At 62.9% G+C, this 20,620-nt stretch carries 10 protein-coding genes; 5 read left to right on the top strand and 5 right to left on the bottom strand.

From position 1 onward, the window contains the following. The first annotated feature begins 24 nt into the window (after positions 1–24). The 5 genes from BLU54_RS18670 to BLU54_RS18690 all read left to right on the top strand — a co-directional run bounded on the left by BLU54_RS18670 (position 25) and on the right by BLU54_RS18690 (position 9,498). Positions 25–912: an alpha/beta hydrolase gene (locus BLU54_RS18670; protein ID WP_091911767.1), complete on the top strand. Its 888-nt coding sequence runs from the start codon at positions 25–27 to the stop codon at positions 910–912. A gap of 213 nt (positions 913–1,125) precedes the next feature. Then, complete coding sequence (locus BLU54_RS18675) at positions 1,126–2,334, top strand: efflux RND transporter periplasmic adaptor subunit (protein WP_091911818.1); 1,209 nt, start codon at positions 1,126–1,128, stop codon at positions 2,332–2,334. 57 nt (positions 2,335–2,391) lie between these two features. After that, positions 2,392–5,592 carry an efflux RND transporter permease subunit gene (locus BLU54_RS18680; RefSeq protein WP_091911769.1) on the top strand — a complete coding sequence of 1,067 codons (3,201 nt, stop codon included), beginning with the start codon at positions 2,392–2,394 and terminating at the stop codon, positions 5,590–5,592. Between the two features lie 169 nt (positions 5,593–5,761). Beyond that, on the top strand, positions 5,762–7,246 hold the full coding sequence (locus BLU54_RS18685) for an efflux transporter outer membrane subunit (RefSeq protein WP_235838027.1): 1,485 nt from the start codon (positions 5,762–5,764) through the stop codon (positions 7,244–7,246). A 947-nt stretch (positions 7,247–8,193) separates the two neighbouring features. Further along, positions 8,194–9,498 (top strand): MFS transporter, encoded by a 1,305-nt coding sequence (locus tag BLU54_RS18690; protein ID WP_091911771.1) that lies wholly within the window; start codon positions 8,194–8,196, stop codon positions 9,496–9,498. Between the two features lie 214 nt (positions 9,499–9,712). Here the strand turns inward: BLU54_RS18690 and BLU54_RS18695 are convergent, their stop codons facing one another. The 5 genes from BLU54_RS18695 to BLU54_RS18720 all read right to left on the bottom strand — a co-directional run. Further along, a complete protein-coding gene (locus BLU54_RS18695) occupies positions 9,713–13,378 on the bottom strand; it encodes a hypothetical protein (RefSeq protein WP_139169754.1) in 3,666 nt (1,221 codons plus the stop codon). 1,780 nt (positions 13,379–15,158) lie between these two features. Then, the gene (locus BLU54_RS18710) at positions 15,159–18,269 is read right to left on the bottom strand and encodes a type I restriction endonuclease subunit R (protein ID WP_091911775.1); all 3,111 of its coding nucleotides are present in this window, start codon (positions 18,267–18,269) and stop codon (positions 15,159–15,161) included. Positions 18,270–18,317: 48 nt separating this feature from the next. Further along, positions 18,318–19,250, bottom strand: a complete 933-nt coding sequence (locus tag BLU54_RS18715; RefSeq protein WP_091911777.1) for a DUF5655 domain-containing protein — start codon at positions 19,248–19,250, stop codon at positions 18,318–18,320. Further along, positions 19,247–19,474 carry a restriction endonuclease subunit S domain-containing protein gene (locus tag BLU54_RS23465; RefSeq protein WP_139169755.1) on the bottom strand — a complete coding sequence of 76 codons (228 nt, stop codon included), beginning with the start codon at positions 19,472–19,474 and terminating at the stop codon, positions 19,247–19,249. The genes BLU54_RS18715 and BLU54_RS23465 overlap by 4 nt, the downstream gene beginning before the upstream one ends. A gap of 59 nt (positions 19,475–19,533) precedes the next feature. Then, positions 19,534–20,620, bottom strand: a protein-coding gene (locus tag BLU54_RS18720) for an IS3 family transposase (RefSeq protein WP_091911778.1) whose coding sequence is annotated in 2 segments (ribosomal slippage) — positions 19,534–20,381 and positions 20,381–20,620 — 1,088 coding nt annotated over the 2 segments. Because the reading frame shifts where the segments join, the coding sequence is not laid out codon by codon here. This gene is flagged as partial in the annotation.

Consider the following 20,620-nt stretch of genomic DNA (forward strand, 5'->3'; position numbering starts at 1 on the left):
GTCGCGCCGGGTTCCGAGGACCTAATGCCAGCCCGCTCCATCGCACCGACTGCGCCCCGTCTCTTTATCGAGGACGCGCAAATCGCCGGCTATCGCACCTCCGTTTCGGTGCGCAGCTATCTGCCGTCGGGCCGCAAGCAGGCGTTGCCTGTGATCGTCTACCTGCATGGCGGCGGTTTCACGCGCGGCACGCTGGACGATGCCGAGACGGCCGCGACCACCATTGCGGCAACTACGCCAGCGTGGGTGATCTCGGTGGACTATCCGCTGGCGCCGTCCGCGCCGTTTCCGCTGGCGCTGGAAGATGTTTACTGTGCAGTGCGCTGGGCGATCGCCAACGCGAAGGCCCAAGGCGCTGATCCGCGGCGCATCGGCATTGCAGGCGACGATGCTGGCGGCAATCTCGCAACGGCGCTGAGCGCAATGGCCCGCGATCGCGGCGACTTCGCGTTGCGCGCGCAAGCGTTGCTGGCGCCTCTGCTGGACCCCAGCCTGACGCGACTTGCCGAGCCAGGCACGCTCGCCGGGCCGCGCGCCGCAATCGACAGCGGCGCATTGCACGACGCGCACCAGGTGCACAAGGACTGCGCACGCGGCTACCGCGCCTACCTGCCGGAACTGGCGATGCGCCTGCACCCCTACGCGGCGCCGCTCGAATCGAAACGGCTGACCGACCTGCCGCCTGCATTGGTGGCAAGCGCGCAGCACGACCTGCTGCGCCATGAAGCCGAAGTTTATGCGGGCCGCCTGATCGAGGCCGGCGTGCCGACCGAAGTCCGACGCTACATCGGCGTCACGCATCGCGCATTGGTGCAGCACGCGGACGCGCTGCGCGATGTTGCGGCGTTCTTTCGCAAGTGGCTGGCTCCGGAATCACTGCTGCGCATGAGCGATCCGATGCCGGCGACCTGAGCCAGCATCGGTGCCCCGATGCGGTTGCGCACCGCCCTACGCACTACTAATCGCTGCATTGAGCAGATGCCGACGCCGATCCGAACGCAAATTGCGGTGCGCATAGCGACGCGCAATCCGATGCCCGTTCATACGCCAATCCCGACCGAATCGCTGCCCGCATACGGCGCGGCACGCGGAACACACATCGACTCATCGTTTGGAGAAAAGAATATGTCGACTATCCAGCCACCTCGTACCAAACGAACGCTGCTGAGCGTGGCCGCCGCCGTGGTGGCCACCGGCGCGGCCATCGCCGTCTTTCACAGCCATTCCGGCCCCACCGCGGTCTCGACGGCAGCGGCCGCCGCGCCGCCGGCCGCCACGCCCGTCGACGTGGCCAAGGTGGTCGATCGCACCGTGACTGACGAGCAATCCTATTCGGGACGTCTGCAAGCCGTCGACCGGGTTGAACTTCGCCCGCTCGTTTCCGGCACCATCGTCGCCGTGCACTTTCGAGACGGCGCGATGGTCAAGAAAGGCGACCCGCTGTTCAGTATCGACCCTCGCCCGTACGCTGCCGAAGTCGCCCGCGCCAGCGCTCAGTTGGCCGCCGCCCAGGCGCAGTCCAGCTATGCCTCGGCCGATGCCGCCCGCGCGCAGCGCCTGCTGAACGATAACGCCATCGCGAAACGGGATTTCGACGACAAGCAGAGCGGCAGCCAGGCCGCGCAGGCCAACGTCAAGGCAGCCGCGGCCGCGCTCGAGGCAGCCCGAATCAATCTCGGCTACACGCGCATCGTCGCACCGGTTTCCGGGCGCGTGTCGCGTGCCGAGCTGACGGTAGGCAACGTCGTGGCGGCCGGTGCCAATGCGCCGGTCCTGACGCGCCTCGTCTCGGTATCACCGATCTATGGCGAGTTCGACGTCGACGAGCAAACCTATCTCCGCTTCATCGGCAAGAACGCGCGCCGCGGCGGTACTTCGGTACCGGTGCGACTTGGACTTGCCGACGAGCGCGGTTATTCCCGTTCGGGCGTGGTCGACTCGATCGACAATACCCTCGACACCCGTTCCGGAACGATTCGCGTGCGCGCGCGGTTCGACAACACCGACGGCACCCTGTTGCCGGGCCTCTACGCGCGCATCGCCGTGGCGGGCAATCAACCGCATCCCGCAGTGCTCGTCAGCGACGCAGCGATCCAGACCGACCAGGACAAGAAATTCGTGATGGTGGTCGGCAGCGGCGACAAGGCCGAGTACCGCATCGTCAAACTCGGCAGCGAGAACGACGGCCTGCGTGTCATCACAGACGGCCTGAAGTCCGGCGAGCGGGTCGTCGTCAACGGCCTGCAACGCGTCCGGCCGAACGATCGCGTCGCGCCCAACCCCGTGCCGATGCCCAATGCGCAAGGCGGCACGGGCAGCGCCGGCAATGCGTGATGCAGCACCCTGCCCGCCGAGCATCACGTATCGCCAAATCTGAATGCCCATCGCGACATGAACATTTCTAAATACTTCATCGACCGCCCGATCTTCGCCGGCGTCCTGTCGGCGGTGATCCTGCTGGGCGGTCTGATTGCCCTGTTCGCTCTGCCGATCTCGGAATACCCGGAGGTCGTGCCGCCGTCGGTGCTGGTGCATGCGCAGTATCCGGGCGCCAACCCAAAGGTGATTGCCGAGACCGTCGCCGCGCCGCTCGAAGAGCAGATCAACGGCGTCGAAAACATGCTTTACATGCAGTCGCAGGCCAACAGCGACGGCAACATGACCACCACTGTCACGTTCAGGCTCGGCACCGACCCGGACAAGGCGCAACAGCTGGTGCAGAACCGTGTCGCGCAGGCACTCCCGCGCCTGCCGGAAGACGTGCAACGTCTTGGCGTCACCACCATCAAGGCGTCGCCGACGATTACCTTGCTGGTGCACCTGACTTCGCCGTCTGGCCGCTACGATTCGACCTATCTACGCAACTACGCACTGATCAACGTCAAGGATCGCCTTGCGCGGATCCCTGGCGTCGGCCAGGTGCAGCTGTTCGGCGCTGGCGACTACTCGATGCGCGTCTGGCTCGATCCGCAGAAGGTGGCGGCGAAGGGCATGACGGCCATGGACGTGGTCAGGGCCATTCGCGAACAGAACGTCCAGGTGGCGGCGGGCGTGATCGGCGGCTCGCCGGGCGTGAAGGATGCGCCTTTGCAGTTGAGCGTGAACGCACAGGGTCGCCTGCGGACCGTGGGCCAGTTCGAGGACATCGTCCTGAAAACCGGCAGCGATGGCGGCGTGACCAGTCTGCGCGACGTCGCGCGCGTCGAGCTCGGCGCGTCGGAGTATGGGCTGCGCGCCTTTCTGAACAACAAGAGTGCGGTTGCGCTGGTCATCAACCAGCAGCCGGGCGCCAATTCGCTGGAAATCGCCAACCAGATTCGCGCGGCGATGAAGGAGATGAAGGACGACTTCCCGCCTGGACTGGCCTACGACATCGTCTACGATCCGACGCGCTTCGTGCAGGCGAGCATCGACGCAGTGGTGCACACCCTGCTCGAAGCCACCGCGCTGGTCGTGCTGGTGGTCATCATCTTCCTGCAAACCTGGCGCGCCTCGATCATCCCGCTGCTGGCCGTGCCGATATCGATCATCGGCACCTTCTCGCTGTTGCTTGCGTTCGGCTACTCGATCAACGCGCTGTCCCTGTTCGGGCTGGTGTTGGCAATCGGCATCGTGGTCGACGATGCGATCGTGGTGGTCGAGAACGTCGAGCGCAACATTGCCTCGGGGTTATCCGCGAAGGCGGCAACCTATCAGGCGATGCGCGAGGTGAGCGGACCGATCGTCGCGATCGCGCTGACGCTGGTCGCAGTGTTCGTGCCGCTGGCCTTCATGTCCGGTCTGACCGGCCAGTTCTACAAGCAGTTCGCGATGACCATCGCGATTTCCACGGTGATCTCCGCGTTCAACTCGCTGACGCTGTCGCCGGCTTTGTCCGCCCTGCTCCTGAAGGGTCACGATGAACCGAAGGACTGGCTCACGCGGGTGATGGACCGCATGTTCGGCGGTTTCTTCCGCGTCTTCAACAAGACGTTCCATCGCGGTTCCGAGCGGTACGGCAAGGGCGTGTCGCGCGTCGTCAACCGCAAGCTGATCATGTTCGCGCTGTACGGCGTGCTGCTCGCCGGTGCCGTGCTGACCAACAAGATCGTGCCGGGCGGCTTCGTGCCCGCGCAGGACAAGCTGTATCTGGTCGCCATCGCACAATTGCCCAACGGTGCATCGCTCGACCGTACCGAGTCGGTCGTTCATCGAATGGGCGAGATCGCGCTCGGCGTGCCGGGCGTCAGCGCCGCGGTGCAGTTCCCGGGCCTGTCGGTGAATGGCTTCACCAACTCGTCGAGCGCCGGCATCGTGTTCATCACGCTGGATCGCGCAGGCAACCGGCCGAACCATGAGTCCGAGGGCGCCATCATCGCTGAACTGAACAAGCGCATGTCCGGCATCAAGGACGCCTACGTCGCGGTGTTCCCGCCGCCGCCGGTGCTGGGTCTTGGTACGCTCGGCGGTTTCAAGCTGCAGATCGAGGACCGCGGCGCGATGGGCTACACCGCGCTGTACGAAGCCGCGCAGGCGTTCATGAAGAAGGCGGCACAGGCGCCGGAACTCGGGCCAACGTTTTCCAGCTATCAGATCAACGTCCCGCAGCTCGACGTCGACCTGGACCGCGTGAAGGCGAAGCAGCTGGGCGTTTCGGTGACCGACGTCTTCTCGACGATGCAGGTATATCTCGGTTCACTCTACGCCAACGACTTCAACCAGTTCGGCCGTGTGTACCAGGTGCACGTGCAGGCGGACGCGCCGTTCCGTTCGAGCACCGACGCCATCGGACAGCTGAAGGTGCGCAGCGCCAGCGGCGAAATGATCCCGCTCTCGTCGCTCGTCAACGTGACGCCGACCTACGGGCCGGACATGGTGGTGCGCTACAACGGCTACACCGCGGCCGACATCAATGGTGGTCCGGCGCCCGGCTATTCGAGCGACCAGGCACAGGCCGCCGTGCAACGCATCGCCGCCGAAACCTTGCCGCGGGGCTTCAAGTTCGAATGGACCGACCTCACCTACCAACAGGAGTTGGCAGGCAACGCGGCGCTCATCGTATTCCCGGTGAGCCTGCTGCTGGTGTATCTCGTCCTGGCAGCCCTGTATGAAAGCCTGACGCTGCCGCTGGCGGTCATCATGATCGTGCCGATGAGCATTCTGTCCGCGCTGGTCGGCGTCTGGCTGACGCATGGCGACAACAACATCTTCACGCAGATCGGCTTGATGGTGCTGGTCGGATTGTCCGCGAAGAACGCCATTCTGATCGTGGAGTTCGCTAGAGAACTGGAGATGCAGGGCCGCACCATCGTCGAGGCCGCCATTGAGGCCAGCCGTCTGCGTCTGCGTCCGATCCTGATGACCTCCTTCGCCTTCATCATGGGCGTCGTGCCGCTGGTCATGTCGACCGGTGAAGGCGCAGAGATGCGCCGCGCGATGGGTATTGCCGTCTTCTTCGGCATGCTCGGCGTCACGCTTTTCGGCCTGATGCTGACGCCGGTGTTCTACGTCGCGCTGCGCAAGCTGTCCGGCAAGGAACATGTGGTCGACAAGCACGGCGATCATCCGCACATGCGAGGCATCGAGGACAGCCCGGCTTCGGCCGATGCTTGAGAAAAACATCATGAAACAACTTATCTCGATCACTCCGTCCGACCGGCAGCAGGCGAGTCGTCTGTCGTCAGTGCCGTCCGCCAAGCCAGGCGCTCAGCGGACCGGCCGCACCGGCGCGGGCGCCACGGTTCGCGGCGTGCCCGCCGCCATCACGCTGCTGGCCGCCGCCATGGTGCTGGCTGGCTGCTCGCTCGCGCCGGACTACCAGCGGCCTGCGCTGTCGGGCGCGGACCATTTCAAGGAAGCGGTGCACACGCCGGGCAGCGCCTTCGACGGCTCGACGGCCGACGGACAGGACGCAATCAGTCAGGTCAGCGAAGCCGACGCCGCCAGCGCCGGCTCGTGGAAGACGGCGCAGCCCGCCGACCAGGCCTTGCGCGGAGAGTGGTGGCGCGTGTTCGACGACCCCGTGCTCGACCAGCTCGAAGCGGACGCCGCCCAGGCGAGCCCGCGCCTGCAAGCCGCATTCGCGCGCGTGAACGCTTCACGTGCTTTGCAACAGGTCGCGCGTTCCGATCTGTTCCCGACGGTCGGCGCCGGCTTCGGCCCGACCCGCCAGAAGGTCTCGCCGGCTTCGCAGCGGCAGCCGCAGGATGTCGGCATCCCATCGCAGACGCTGTGGCGTGCCCAGGCCAACGCCTCGTACGAGGTCGACCTGTTCGGCAAGGCATCGGATGCGAATCGGGCCGCCGAAGCGGATGCGGAGCAGACCGAGGCGCTCTATCGCTCGGTGCTGCTGACATTGCAGGCCGACGTCGCACAACGTTACTTCGAACTGCGCCAACTGGATGCCGAACTCGCGATCTTCCAGCGCAACGTCACCCTGCGCGAAGAACAGTTGCAGCTGGTGCAACATCGCTTCGACGAGGGCGAGATCAGCGAGCTGGACCTTGCGCAGGCGCGGACCGAACTGGCCAGCACACGCTCCGACGCCATGTCGGCCGAGCGGCAGCGCGCGGCCACCGAGCATGCACTTGCGGTGCTGCTCGGCAAGACGCCGGCGGAGTTTTCGATGGCCGCCACGCCGCTGGTGCCGGTACGCATCGACATTCCGCCCGGCCTCCCGTCCGCCCTGCTTGAGCGCCGCCCCGACGTCGCCGCGGCAGAGCGCGCGATGGCGGCCGCCAATGCGCGCATCGGCGTTGCGAAGGCAGCCTACTTCCCGTCGTTGTCGCTTACCGCCACCGGCGGCTTCGAGTCGGCCACCCTCGGCGACCTGTTCCGTTGGTCCAGCCGCGCGTTCATCCTCGGTCCGCTGGCCGGAACCGCGCTGAATATCCCGATCTTCGATGGCGGCCGCCGCCGTGGCAATCTCGCCAACGCACGTGCCACTTACCAGGAAGACGCCGCGAACTACCGCGAACGGATCCTGGTGGCGTTCCAGGAAGTCGAGGACAACCTCTCCGACCTTCGCATCCTGAAAACGCAGACGCAGACCCAGGAGGCGGCGGTCGCCGCCTCCCGCCGCGCCGCACATATCGCCGAGCGTCAATATCGGGAAGGCGCAACCAACTATCTCAGCGTCATCGACGCCGAGCGCAACGTGTTGCAAGCGCAACGAAACGCCACCCAGTTGTATGGCGTGCAGGCCGGTGCGACGGTGAAGTTGATCCGGGCGCTGGGCGGTGGTTGGGGCGACGTCAGCGTGCAGTAGCGGGCAAGGCACGGCGGCCGTTGGCCAAGGCGATCTCGTCTCGCCGAAGCAACGGCCATCGGCGTTGGTACCCTGCTGGCCCGGTACTGGAAATGCGAGCCAGCCAGCGCGCACGCCCAAGCTGTCTAAACGCTATCCGTCGCCTCCGCGCCGGGCAGTGCGTTCTCCTGCCTGTGCCAGGAAGCGCGAAGGGCCGTCCGGGTCACAACGCCCCGGTACGCCCCGGTACGCCTCGGTACGCGTCGATCAGCGCCGCAGTACCAATCAGTACCAGTCAGCAGCACCGGCAGGCTCCGATAAGCCCGGATAGACACGACTATCGACACGGCTGGCGGTGTCGTTCGCGGTGCTCGGCGCGGACACCGTCACATCCGCACACATCACATAGGCTGTATGCCACGGACGACATGACGAGACGCAGCGCATCGCTGCTGCGTGCGGAAGCCCGCCGACATCCCGGCGATATTCGGCAGCCTGCAACGCGTTCAAATCGCGAAGGCGCTCAGGCACGGCCGCTCGCCGGCAACCTGTCGGGGTCGACCCGCGAGACAGTCGCCTGACGCGGAGCGCCCACCTTGCGAACCGGCTCATGTTCACTTGCGCTGTCTTGAAATGGCCAGGCCAGTCGCAGCGAGAGCCCCGGGCCCGCCCCCGCCCCACCCCGTCACAGCGCGCCGTTCACCGTGCGCGCCGGCGCAACATCCTGAAAAAGTCTCCGCGCAGCGCTGGCTTTCGACCGGCCGTTTGGTAATATCCCGGGAACCATTCCTGAGTCCGCAGTGAGAACGATTCAGCGACGTACCGTTGTGACGTTTGCGTCGCCTGCCGAGCACAGCGAGCGCATCCAGCGTCGAACGAAAGCGCTTCGCCCAGCCGGATCAGCGGAGCGTGCTCGCCGAGCGAACCCATGCCGTACCGGTTGTCCTTGAACGCCTCGGAGAAACACCTTGTCCGCAAATAAAATATCGAAGAGAAGCATTCTCGCGGCCGTCATCGGCAATGCGTTGGAGTGGTATGACTTCCTGGTCTTCGCCTTCATGACGCCGATCATCGCCAGGCTCTTCTTCCCCAGCGATCCGACGAACCCAAACGACAACATCAACCAGATCCTGCTGACCACGGCCGTGTTCGGCGTCGGGTTTTTCATGCGGCCGGTCGGCGGCATCGTGCTGGGCATGTATGGTGACCGCAAAGGCCGGAAAGCCGCGATGGTCACCGTGACGAGCTTGATGGCAGTGGCGATTGCGCTCATCACCCTGGCACCTGTCTACGCGGCCGTCGGCATTCTCGCGCCGTTGCTGATCGTTCTCGCTCGGCTGCTGCAGGGCTTTGCGGCGGGTGGCGAGTTCGGTACGTCGACGGCATTGCTGATCGAGCTGGCGCCGCCCGGCAAGCGCGGCTTCTACGGCTCGTGGCAAATGACCGGGCAAATGGGCGCGCTGCTGCTCGGCGCGGCCGTGGGTACGCTCATCACCGATATCTTCACCCGGGAGGAACTGGTCGCCTGGGCTTGGCGCATCCCGTTCGCCTTCGGTCTGTTGATCGTTCCGGTGGCGCTTTTCATTCGCCGCCACGTTGAAGAACCGGAAACCTTCAAGCGTCTGCAGGCCGCCAAGGCGTCGGGCGCCGTCAGGGAGGTCGGGCTGCTCGAAATGCTCCGCACCCATGCACGCGAAACGCTGACCGGCATGGGACTGGTGGTGACCTGCACGGTCTCCATCTACATCACCTTCACCTATCTCGTGACGTTCTCGACGGTCACGTTGAAGCTTCCGCTGCATGACACCTTCCTGGTGCAGATGGCCGGTGCCGCGATGATGATGGTCCTGATGCCGCTCATGGGCGCGTTGTCCGACCGCATCGGTCGACGCCCGCTGCTCATCGCGTCGCTGGTCGGCTACCTGGTAGTGCTCTACCCGCTGTATGCGTGGCTGGTGGCAGCGCCGAGCATCGGCAAGTTGCTGGTTGTGCAGTTGATCATCGGTTTCTTCGTGGCGGCGTTCTTCGGCGTCTTTTCGACCGTGATGGCCGAACTCTTCCCCGCCAACGTGCGCTCGATCGGCATGTCGATGGCCTACAACGTCGCGGTGATGGTCTTCGGCGGCTTCGCACAATTCATCGTGACCTGGCTGATCCGGGCCACCGGCTCGCCGATGTCGCCGGCGTATTACGTGATGTTCGGCGTCGTACTGGGCGTGATTTCCGCGTTCCTGATCAAGGAACGCGCGCACGAAACCCATATCGATCACTGAGCGATCGAACTCGCCGTCGGGCGTCCTCTTTATCACCCGGGACGCCCGGGCCGCCGGTGCGGGCACCGTCGGTTGGCGATGTAATCGCGCCCGAACGCCGGTTCGAAGCTGGCTCTCACCTCATTGCGTCGACGCGAACATTCCGCGACTGACCGAGGCGAGGAGCCGCACACGCGCCATCACGGGCCACCGCCCGCCTCAGGCTGACAGGCCGCTACCGCATCTCCTTTCTCAGCGCCTCGATCACCTTGTTCTCCATCAGGGCTGTCCGCGTCAAGCGGCTGATCGTCTTGTCGATGCCGGCCGGAATCGCCGCCTCGATGTACAACGCAGCGTTCACGCGCATCGGCTCCATCGCACCGTTTTCATCGAGAATCCGCTGTTCCAATACAACAGCGAGCGAACGCCCCCGGTCGAGCCCGGTCGCCGACGGCGGGAACCGAAGATCGTTGAGCATCAGCGTGACAATGCCCGAGACGACCGCGCGCAATGGACTGATCCGGTGCGTGCCGAACGCGGTCACGATATGATGTCTGGCGGCGACATCGATGCGACGGTTCAGCACATCAGGCACGCCATCCTTCCCGCTGCCGCTGAAGGTCAGCACCGGATTCTTGCGCCAGTCCGCCGACCACTCGTGCAGCAACCTCTGGAAGGTCGCCGAGGTCTGCGTCACGTCTTTCAGCATGTCTCGCACGCCCGTCTCCAACTCGGGTCTCATATCGAAGCGGGGCGCCGTTGCCGGCGCATCGAGCCATGCATCGCTTGGTTTCGACTCCGGTGGGCGCCCAAGCCTGTCGATGAATTGCTTGAAAGCGATCACCGCCGGGCGGTCGCCGACCCGTTCGCCGTTGGCGAGCAGGCTTTGAGACGATACCGTTAGTCGCTCAACCCAGGCGCGATCGAGCAACGCGTTCTCCTCGTGCAGCCGGGACAGGGCTTCCTCACGCCGCACCGCCATGATTTCGCGCCGTAGCGCATCACTATTCGGACCGGCCAGGTACATGACCCGCTCTTCGTTCGTACCGAACGTTTCCTCGCTCTCCTGCAGAATTCGATCGACAAAGTAGACGATCGGGCCGCGCTGCTCTGCCATGCCAGTACGCCCCACGTTCAACGCCTCTCGCGCCGCGTGCAGCTCCTGCTCCAGGCTCCGGCGACGACGCTCCTGGATTGGCGACGGTCCCAACGTCGACCGCAGCGCTTGCAGATCCATCGCGAGGCCGCGCACGGCCGCCTCCTGCTCACCGTAGGGCATCTCGAAGGTGGTGTCGGGCAACCGGGTCAGCGCATGCACCAACTCATGCAGCACCGCCCGCTCATAGGTCATTTGCACGAAGCCGGACACCCCCATATAGGAAAGCTGCTCGACGTCCTTCTCCACACCGAGGTGAATGCGATCGGCGCCAAGCGCATTGTCTTCGGCAAAGATCGTTCGACACTGCATGCGCGGGCCAATGTGTATCGTCCACTCGCGCGGCGCCAGACCCGCGCGGGCAAGCAGCAGCCGGAAAGTCGGACTGCGTCGCCTGGCGTGATCGAAGGTGCGGCGCACCTTTTCCTGCAGCAGCGCTGGCGCCCGCTTGGCAAAGCGAAAAAATCGCGCGAAGCTGGGACAATCCTGTGCCAGCGGGTCGCTGAAATGTTCGACGCCATGCAGCAGTTTCTGAATAGCGCTGACAGTGAAACGGTTCGATGCGAGCGTTTGTATCGACGGATGGAGTTCACGCACCAACACGCTGACGTACGCGTCGGCGTTCACCTCGTGCGTGACCAGCCGGCCGTCATCGATCACCTCGCGGGTCACAGGGTTGATCGTGCGATACACGGCGCCGGTCCGCACGACACGTACGTGTCCCGGCACGCCAGCAGCGACCACCTCGCGTTCCTCCCTGTTCAGCAGCGGCGCCGTGTCGCCGGCAAATGTAGCTGTCACTTCGTGCGACAGGACCTCGTCGATCTGACCGGCATACATGTCGGCAACCGGCAAGAACATCGTCGCGGCGTCGATGATGCTGTTGATGACGCGCCTGTGAGAGACGTCGTCGAGCAGCACCGACACATCGCCGACCAGCGGCAGGAAGCCCAGCAGCATGCCAGGGGTGACCACATGGTGCGTTACCGCCGACGGCGGATCGGCCGCTTTTAGCGTTCGAGCCCGGTTCAGCACCCGGCCGCGCGTCAAACGCTTCCCCTCTTCCCGTACGCTTTCCGCCGCGCGCGCCACCAGGCGCTGATGCGCACGGACCGCATTGAGGAAGTACGTCGATGCCGCCGCGAATTGTGCGGGTTTGTCGCCACTGCCGGTTCGGGTGCTGCTGGTTGGCGTGCTTTCGTCGGAGGCCTCACGGTCCTCGTCCGGATCGTCTGGCAAAAGCCATCCATACAGATCATTCGGCGTCGCGCCATACTTCGCAGCCTCAGCCTCGATCTCTTCGAAAGACCAGTTATGATCGCCAGGCAGCAGCGCCTGCAAGCGTTGATGCGCATACAGACAGACCATGTCGAAGTGTTCCGACGGCGTTCGATAGAACTGAAGCGTGTCCAGAACGTCCAGTCGCCAACGGCGCAGACAATCGATCTCGGCAGCGTCGACAAGCTCGGACCGTTCGTCGCCGGCATCGAATAGCGCCAATTCACGCTTCAGATCGTCACGCAGGAGCCTCATCCACCTGACCAACGCGTAGTCGGATGGGGAACGCCGTGGCGGCGGCAGCAGACTGAGCCGGTGAGCCAGCCACGGACTCTGCGCGTCAGGATCGGCGCGATACGCGTCCAGCAATCGCGTCACTTGCGCGTACAGTTGCTCGTCCCAGAAAGCCCGCAACTGCGGCATCGAGAGCGGCTCCAAGCCGTTCGAGTAAGCGAGATGCAGCGCCGCTAGCCAGCCCGGATGTACCTCGCGCGCACCGGGCGGATTCCGCCACGCGACGGCGATGCGACTCAAGGTTGCCAGCATGCCTGGCAAACTCTCTTCGCCAATCATCGGTCCTTCCAGACGCTTCTCGCTCAACAGATTCAGCACGGTGCGCAAGGTGTGACTGAGCGTGCCAACCGGATGAAGCTGGTCGATCACGGCACTTGCACCGATGCGAGTGCGGCAGTCCTCGCCCGGATAATAAGGAAGTGCCCGGTCCAACGTCGCGGCGTCGTTTTTCATCGACAGCCGGGTTGCGCCGCGAAAACACACACCATCGAAACGGATGTCGGTACTGCCCGGCCAATGTGGATAAGGATTGCGCACCAGCGATCTAGCTCGGTCCGCATACCGCCAGTCCGCGTTGAAACGCGCGATAAACAGCACCAGAACGGGACGCGACACCGAGGCGGGCACGATCACATGCTTACCCAGTCCGGCATCTCGCTCACTCAAATACAGGCTGCCCGCACGCGCAAGGTGCCGCAGCAACGTGGCGCCGAGAACCACGCGCCGTTGACCATCGAAGCGCATGTATTCCGAAAACACACACGCCGCCGGCTCGCATTGCGCCCACGACGCGACCGCGTCCAGGGCGGCCAGCGGATCCGCATAGCGTGCCGCTGCCCCGCTGGCCCCAAGGAACGTGTGATTAAGAAAACGCTGCCACGAATGCGCCTGCAACTGATCCGCCAACAATTCGAGACGGGTCCGGCCCGACGAAGCACACGGCCCCAGCCCGATGTCTTGCCGCAACGACACGAGCGTTTCCTCCGCCGCCAAGCCGAGCCGTTCCTCGCCCAGTTGGCCCTGCAACTCCAAGGCGCTGAGCGTCCGCGCCGAGTCCAGCAACGCCCTCGTGTCATAAGTCAGCGCGAGACACTCATAATCATCGAGAAGCAGGCGCGTGCACGCGCGCCGCGCGCCAGCATCCGCCGCCCGCTCGTCAGATGGCAGATGCACCGTCACGTCCAGCGGTGATAGCGGTGAGCGCCGACAGCGCTCTCTATCCACCGCAATCGCAGCGCTCAAGCCACTGACGGCCTCCTGGCTCACAGGCGCGCGACGATTGCGCGCCGGCGCGGCAATCGTAGCCGACTGACGCCGCTCGCCAACCAGCACTGCCCGGTCCGCACCGATGCGCGGCGCGCGCCAGCGCGCCACGCGACCCGCCTCGACGCCTGCGCCAGCTGCTTCACCAGTCGCCACCGCGCCGCGCAACGCGGGCCATCCGACACATTGCGGACCAGCCGTCTCGGATAACTCAAGCGGCTGCCCTCGTGCCGCTGACCGCCCCACCCCCGCCACCGGAAACCGGCGCGCGGGCGAAGCGTGCGTACACAGCAGCACGCTATAGAAAATCGCCCGCATAACATCCGCACGCCGTACCTCGCGGTCGTCACCGCCACGCTGCGCATCCGCAAGCCGCACGTTTCGACGACGTTCGCTTTGACGCGACGACTCAGGCGCGTTTCGCCTCCGGTCAAATTCGCCAAGCGCGCGGCGACGTTGGGCCAGGTCGGCAGCGGAGTGAAGAGTCATGGCATGCCTTATAACGAGATGAACAACGGAAGACCAGCGCTACACACGGAGGCCATCCTCACGTCCACCAGCCCACCCCGAGCGCCGGAAAGGATCACGCGCGGCACCGCGCCGCCTATTTCCGAAACTTCGTCGAACCGAGACGGACACCGGAACGCGCGGTACGTTGAAATCGCGTGAACGTACGGGTTGCTAACCGCGGAGCGTTCACTCCCGGTCGATCAACCTTTGACAGTGACAGAGCAACGCCGGTTACGCGCGTAACGAACCGCCGCAGCTCGCGACCGAAACGGCACACCGCGCGATCCTGAAGCGTGCTGCGACACATCAACGCTGTGCCATCGACTCCTCAAGGTATGGATACCGACGTCCCGTAGTCGAGGCTAACGCTCGGCATTCGAGACACTACCGGCAAGTGGCGGTGCCGGCAGCGAAATATCGTCCTGAGGGATCGAACTCGAACCGGGGCGCAGCGAGCCTGATATGGGAAAGATGGGATTTGAGCGTTCAACCGCTGGCGAAAAGTGTATTGAACCAGCGGGACCTACTCAGCTTCACCGATTGAATTGATGATTCAGTCGGGGTCTTCTTGCCCAGAGCCTGAAGTGGGCGCCGGTCGTTGCGAACGTAGCCAATCACCGATCACATGGCTGAGATGATGGACGGGCTCGAAGCGATGCCGGCCGTGCAGCCTTTCCCACTTCGCAACAGTTGTCAGCCGAGTAGTTCGCGTGTGTGGCAGTCGATCGCTCGGGAGAGCGTGACCCAGCCATCGTGTCTAGCGCATACCCGGCGCAGATCCGTGGACCCGGGTTCGTTGGGTGCCGTTGCCAAGCATGTCATAGTCTGGACTCGTGGGCCGAAAGCAATCGGCCGTTGGCAAACCGTCTAGCCCCTTGACTGCCCCCCGCTGCACGGCGCTCTCTTTGAACCCCACTCAATTGTTAATAATGAAAAAATATCGATATCAATCAGATAATTGAGACAATCAGAAGTGTCAATGCCAAAAAAATACCATTCTCACTGCCGTTGCAAAGAGATTTACGCTAATACCCGCGTTGCCTCGCCTTGTTGCGACCACTGAGCAACTGCGTTTTTGTCGAAGGAAGCGAAGGTCTCTCCACCCAGCCATTTGCCTTCACATGAGCCATGATGCCATCGGCGAAATCACCTCTGGCCTCTAGAAGCACTAGTCCTACCTCTAAGCGCTGGTGGTTCCGGAACCTGACCGCTCCCGAAGCGCTTCGTAGAGCTGTGCCGGCCCCAGCAGGATGTCTTTCAGACCAGCTCGCACGCGCTCAGAGCCGAGGGCCTGCGTGCTCATCGTTGTGTGTGCGTCGAACGCATCCATAATGGCATGCAGCAACGCATCCTTGAGGTCCGGAGAATTGGCGAACTGTTCCTTGCTGTTGCTCGCGGCCTGTCGCACCAGTAGGCCATTCTCGAGCAACTTTCCCTTTAGGACCCCATTGACGTACACAAGCTGATCGTCGTCCGTCAGCTCTCCGTCAAACAGGCCGTTCACCTTCTGGATGATCTCTTCCAGAAAGGCTTTCTGCTTCTCCTGCACGGCCCCGCTACCGACCGCATCCATCGGCTGCAATTTGGGCGTCTCACCGTGGCTCAGGCTCAAAGGCTGGACACCGTTATTGCGCAGACTGTGATGCGTCAACGTCACCTTGGACAGGTCCACCGTGTCGCGTTCCCGACCAAACTCCAACAGCGGTATCAAAAGCTTGTAGAACAAGAACCGCTTCTCGATATCCGTGTTGCCGTAGTCGAAAATCTGGGATAGGAACGCATAGAGGCGCACAAAGGCTCCCATGTCGTTCTTGAACAGGATCAGCGCATCAAGAGCATCGCGCGTTGCCTGAGCGGCCTTGTCATCCTTTTGGGCTTCTGCTGCAGCCTTCTGCGCTTGGGCTGACTTGTAACGCCTCAGCAGCCGATCTGCGACGGGCGCGATGGCGGCCTGTAACTGTGCCTGCGTCCCTCTAGAATCAAGGTCGACCTTTACGACCCGCTCGACTTCAAAATCATCGTAGCAACCGGCGGCGTCCAGCTTCGCCCGCAGATCATAGACGTGGTTGGGATCGGTTGTCGCTTCAAGTTGCGCCGTCTCATAATAGGTCTTGAAGGCTTTCAGGATGTCGCCGGCGTCGTTGACGAAATCGAGAATGTAGGTGGTGTCCTTGCCCGGATACGCGCGGTTCAAACGAGAGAGTGTCTGCACCGCCTGAATGCCACCGAGCATCTTGTCCACATACATGCCGCACAACAAAGGCTGATCGAACCCGGTCTGGAATTTGTTGGCGACCAGCAGCAAGTGATACTCGGGCTCCGCAAAAGCATCGCGGATATCACGCCCCTTCAGCCCCGGATTCAGTTCCTTACTGGCCTCCGTCACAGGCGCGGGATAACTGTCCGGATCGTCGATCTCGCCCGAGAACGCCACCAGCACGCCAAGCGGGTAGTTTTGCCTTTCGATATAGGCCCGGATCGCCTTCTGCCAGCGCACTGCCTCTTTGCGGCTAGCGACAACCACCATCGCCTTCGACTTGCCGCTCAATAGTGGCTGGACGTTCTCGCGGTAATGCTCAACGACGATCTGCACCTTCTGCGCAATGTTGTAGGGATGCAGCCGAACCCACTGCATGATGCCCTTCATCGCGGCGCTGCGCTCAACCTCCGTCTCATCCAGTTCCTGCCCGTCATGTGCCAAGCGAAAGGCCATCTTGTAGGTGGTGTAATTCTGCAGCACGTCGAGGATGAACCCCTCCTCGATCGCCTGCCGCATGGAGTAGACGTGAAACGGCTCCGGTAGTCCATCCGGGCCGGGGCGACCGAAAAGCTCCAACGTCTTCTGCTTTGGCGTGGCGGTGAAGGCGATATAGGTCAGACCCTTCGCACCCGTCCGCGACTCCATCTGGGCCGCGAGCAATGCTTCCGTGTCCACCTCGCCGCCATCCTGCAATTCCGCCCATTCTTCAGCGGAGAGCAGTTGCTTTAGCTTGGCCGCCGCCTCGCCCGTTTGCGAGCTATGGGCCTCGTCGGCGATGACCGCGAAGCGTTTACCCTCCGTCGCCGCCAGTTCCTGCACAGCGGCGAGCGCGAAGGGAAAGGTCTGGATGGTGCAGACGATGATCTTCTTGCCTTCCTTCAACGCCTGGCCGAGCTGGGCGCTCTTGCTGCCATGCTCATTGGTGATCGTGGCCACCACGCCAGTCGTGCGCTCGAAATCGAATATGGCTTCCTGCAACTGGGCATCCAGCACCGTGCGGTCAGACACTACCAGAACGCTGTCAAACATCTTCTTATGTTGGGCATCATGCAGATCGGCCAGAAAATGCGCCGTCCAGGCGATGGAGTTGGTCTTGCCGGACCCCGCCGAATGCTGGATCAGATAACGCTGCCCAGCGCCATGCGCCAATACATCCGCGACCAGCCGGCGCGTGGCATCCAACTGGTGATAGCGCGGGAAGATGACGCTTCTCAACTGCTTCTTGTCATCCCGCTTGCCGATCAGATAGCGATGCAGAATATCCAGCCAGCTTTCCCGCGCCCACACCTCCTCCCACAAATAGGAGGTGGCAAAGCCTTTCGGGTTGGGCGCATTCCCCGCCGCACCCGCATTGCCCCGATTAAAGGGCAAAAAATACGTCGCCGGGCCGGCCAGCCGCGTGGTCATCATCACCTCGGTCTGGCTGACCGCGAAATGCACCAACGCGCCACCAGGGAAGCTCAGCAACGGTTCGCTCTGGCCGCCCTTCGGCTGCGGATCGCGGTCGAACCGGTATTGATCCACCGCATCCTGCACCCCTTGGGTGAAGTCCGATTTCAACTCGGCTGTCGCGACCGCAATGCCGTTGACGAACAACACCAGGTCTATCGCATCCTGCGGATTGTTCAGCGAATGCCGAACCTGCCGCACAACGCGCAAACGGTTCGCGGCATAGTGCTGCTGTATAACCGGATTGATCGCCAACGCCGGTTTGAACTGCACCAGAGAGAGCGGCTCTTTCAGCCCCAGCATCTCCACACCACGGCGCAGCACATCCAGCGTGCCGCGCTCATTCAGGCTCTTGCGCACCCGTTCCGCCACGCGCTTGGCGAGCATGGGGCCATGCGTCTTGCTCAGGCGCTGCCAGTTATCCGGCTGCGTCGCCTCAATCCACGCCAGCAAGTCCGGCAGGAACAGCGCATTGGCACGGTCATACTGCGCTGCGTCACCCTCGGCATAAAGCCAGCCGTTTGAGGCCAGTGCTTGGCAGATTTCCGCCTCGAAATGATGCTCCTGGTGCAGATTACTCATCGATGGCCCTGTTTGATTATCGTTTTGAGGTGCGATGGCGCATCGCGGTCAGCTGTCGGCGTAGCTGCGCTCAAGCAGCGGCTTGGCGCGGTCAAGGTCGGCCGGCGTGCGGATCGTCAACTCCAGATCGCCCGTACCCCAATGCCCGATCTGAGACACGTCGCGGCTGAACCCTTCCTGCAACGCGACGGAGGCGGGATCGAGCTTCAGCGTCACCAGCATGCGATTGGTGTAGACGATCACGCAGGCGAAGTTCTTCAGCCGCCGAAACGCCGTGTAAAGCTTCAGGCGCTTTTCCTGCACGTCGTCGCCCAGGCTCATGAGATAGCTGACCATCTGAGCGTAAATGGCCTGAATCTCGGGCGAGGCTGAAGCCAGTTGCTCTGCCAGCGATTTGTCTTTGCCAGCGGACTTTGGCGCTGCCGGTTCGCCGGTGGTGTCTGCCGCTGCGGGTTTGACTGCCGTGGCATCCGGCACGCTCTGCGCGTTGACCAGTTCAAGCAGCAATAGATCTTCGCCAAACAGCTTGTAGCGCAGCAATTCGATATTGCGCGGAATCTGCTGGACCGCATGTTCGTCATAACGGGTGAAATCAGCCGCGATGCACAGCAGCCGCGTGCCGGTCCATTCAATCTGCTCGGCCACCTCCTTGCCGAGCTTCTCCATCACTAGCCAACGGAATTCGGCCTGATGGTCTAGCAACCAATCCAGATAGAACAAGCCCTGGTTGATGACGTTCTCGGTGCTGTGGCGTTTGTATTCGATGATGACCGGGCAACCATTCTCATCCAACCCCAAAGAATCGATGCGGCCGCGATGGGTTTTGCCGGTTTTGTATTCGCTGGCGAGGAAGCGCACGCCGAGAAAGGTGGACATATTGGCTTCGATCAAGCTCTGCAAGGCCTTTTCCAGCTTGGCCGCCTGACTTGGAAGCTCGATGGCAGTGCCATCGCCGAGGCGAAAAAGCTGGATGTCGGTCATGCGGCCAACTCCTCTGCCGCAACTCTCCGCACGTCGATCTTGCCTGTGACGGCGCCAGAAATAAGGGCACCTCGACGTTCTGTCAGCAACTCGATCGCTCGTTCTGCCTCGCCTGTCAGCGCGTCAAGCCGCTCCGCTTCTGCTTCGATATATTCAAGAATTTTGTTCTGCTCACCGAGCGGTGGCACCGGCACCCGAAGTGAAGAAATTATCTGGCAATTCATCGCGGCTTGATTGCCGCCACGTCCCGCTGACCTGTCCCGGTTTCTAAGACCAGTCTTCTCTAGGAATCAATGGCAGTTGTTAAACAATCGTCGATGCTCTGCCGAAACGCGGTCGGCGTGAGGTACTGCAAACTCGAATGTGGCCGCACGTCGTTGTAGTGCGCCCGCCAGTCTTCGATCACGATCTTCGCTTCAATCCGATTTCTAAACCATTCCATCGCCAGGCACTCATCTCGGAACTTGCCGTTGAAACTTTCGTTCGCGCCGTTCTGCCAAGGCTTGCCAGGATCAATCAAGACCGTCTCGATACCTTCGCTGACAGCCCACTTGAGCAGCGCCGTGCTGACGAATTCCGGGCCGTTGTCGGAGCGCATGTAACGTGGCGCTCCGTGTACGCTGATCAGCCGGCTGAGCACGTCGATTACGCGGGCAGCCCGGATCGAACCGGCGACGTCGATCGCCAAACATTCTCGCGTGTATTCATCAACTACCGTCAAGCATTTGAGCTGCTGCCCATTCGCGCAGGCGTCGTACACGAAGTCGTAGCTCCAAACGCTGTTGCGTGCTGTCGGTGCGTGGATGCGTGGCACTCTGGCAGCAATTCGGCGACGACGACGTTTGCGCGGCACTTGCAAGCCTTCCTGCGCCCACAAGCGCGCACAACGCTCCTTGCCAACGACGATGCCTTCGCGGCTTAGCATTACGCGTATACGTCGTGCGCCAAAGCGCGGATAGCAGCCGGACAGCCTGCGCATACCGTCGATCACGATCCCATTCTTTGCAGGCATCTTCGGCTCATAGCCTAAGTTGCAACGGCTCGCCCCAATCAGCGCACACGCGCGCCGCTGACTCAAGCCCCGGCGGATTGCCTGCCAAGCTTGCTCGCGACGTACATGTGCGCTTACCATTTTTTTGCGTTGATCTCCTTCATCACTTCGATTTCGAGATCCCGCTCCGCCAACAGCTTCTTGAGCCGCCCGTTCTCCGACTCCAGCGCTTTAAGCCGCTTCACGTCGTCGCTCATCATCTCACCAAACCGCTTGCGCCAGGCGTAGATCGACGCCTCGCTCACTCCGTGACGCTTGGCCACCTCCGCGATCGGTGCTGTATCCGCCTCCCGCAAAATCCGCACAATCTGCTCGTCGC

Origin of the sequence: Chitinasiproducens palmae (assembly GCF_900095735.1) — a bacterium.
Taxonomy (GTDB): domain Bacteria; phylum Pseudomonadota; class Gammaproteobacteria; order Burkholderiales; family Burkholderiaceae; genus Chitinasiproducens; species Chitinasiproducens palmae.

Coding starts and splice junctions, on each gene's coding strand:
- BLU54_RS18680 (WP_091911769.1), top strand. CDS start 2,392: ATGAACATTTCTAAATACTTCATCGACCGCCCGATCTTCGCCGGCGTC.
- BLU54_RS18670 (WP_091911767.1), top strand. CDS start 25: ATGCCAGCCCGCTCCATCGCACCGACTGCGCCCCGTCTCTTTATCGAG.
- BLU54_RS18675 (WP_091911818.1), top strand. CDS start 1,126: ATGTCGACTATCCAGCCACCTCGTACCAAACGAACGCTGCTGAGCGTG.
- BLU54_RS18710 (WP_091911775.1), bottom strand. CDS start 18,269: ATGAGTAATCTGCACCAGGAGCATCATTTCGAGGCGGAAATCTGCCAA.
- BLU54_RS18715 (WP_091911777.1), bottom strand. CDS start 19,250: ATGACCGACATCCAGCTTTTTCGCCTCGGCGATGGCACTGCCATCGAG.
- BLU54_RS23465 (WP_139169755.1), bottom strand. CDS start 19,474: ATGAATTGCCAGATAATTTCTTCACTTCGGGTGCCGGTGCCACCGCTC.
- BLU54_RS18685 (WP_235838027.1), top strand. CDS start 5,762: ATGGTGCTGGCTGGCTGCTCGCTCGCGCCGGACTACCAGCGGCCTGCG.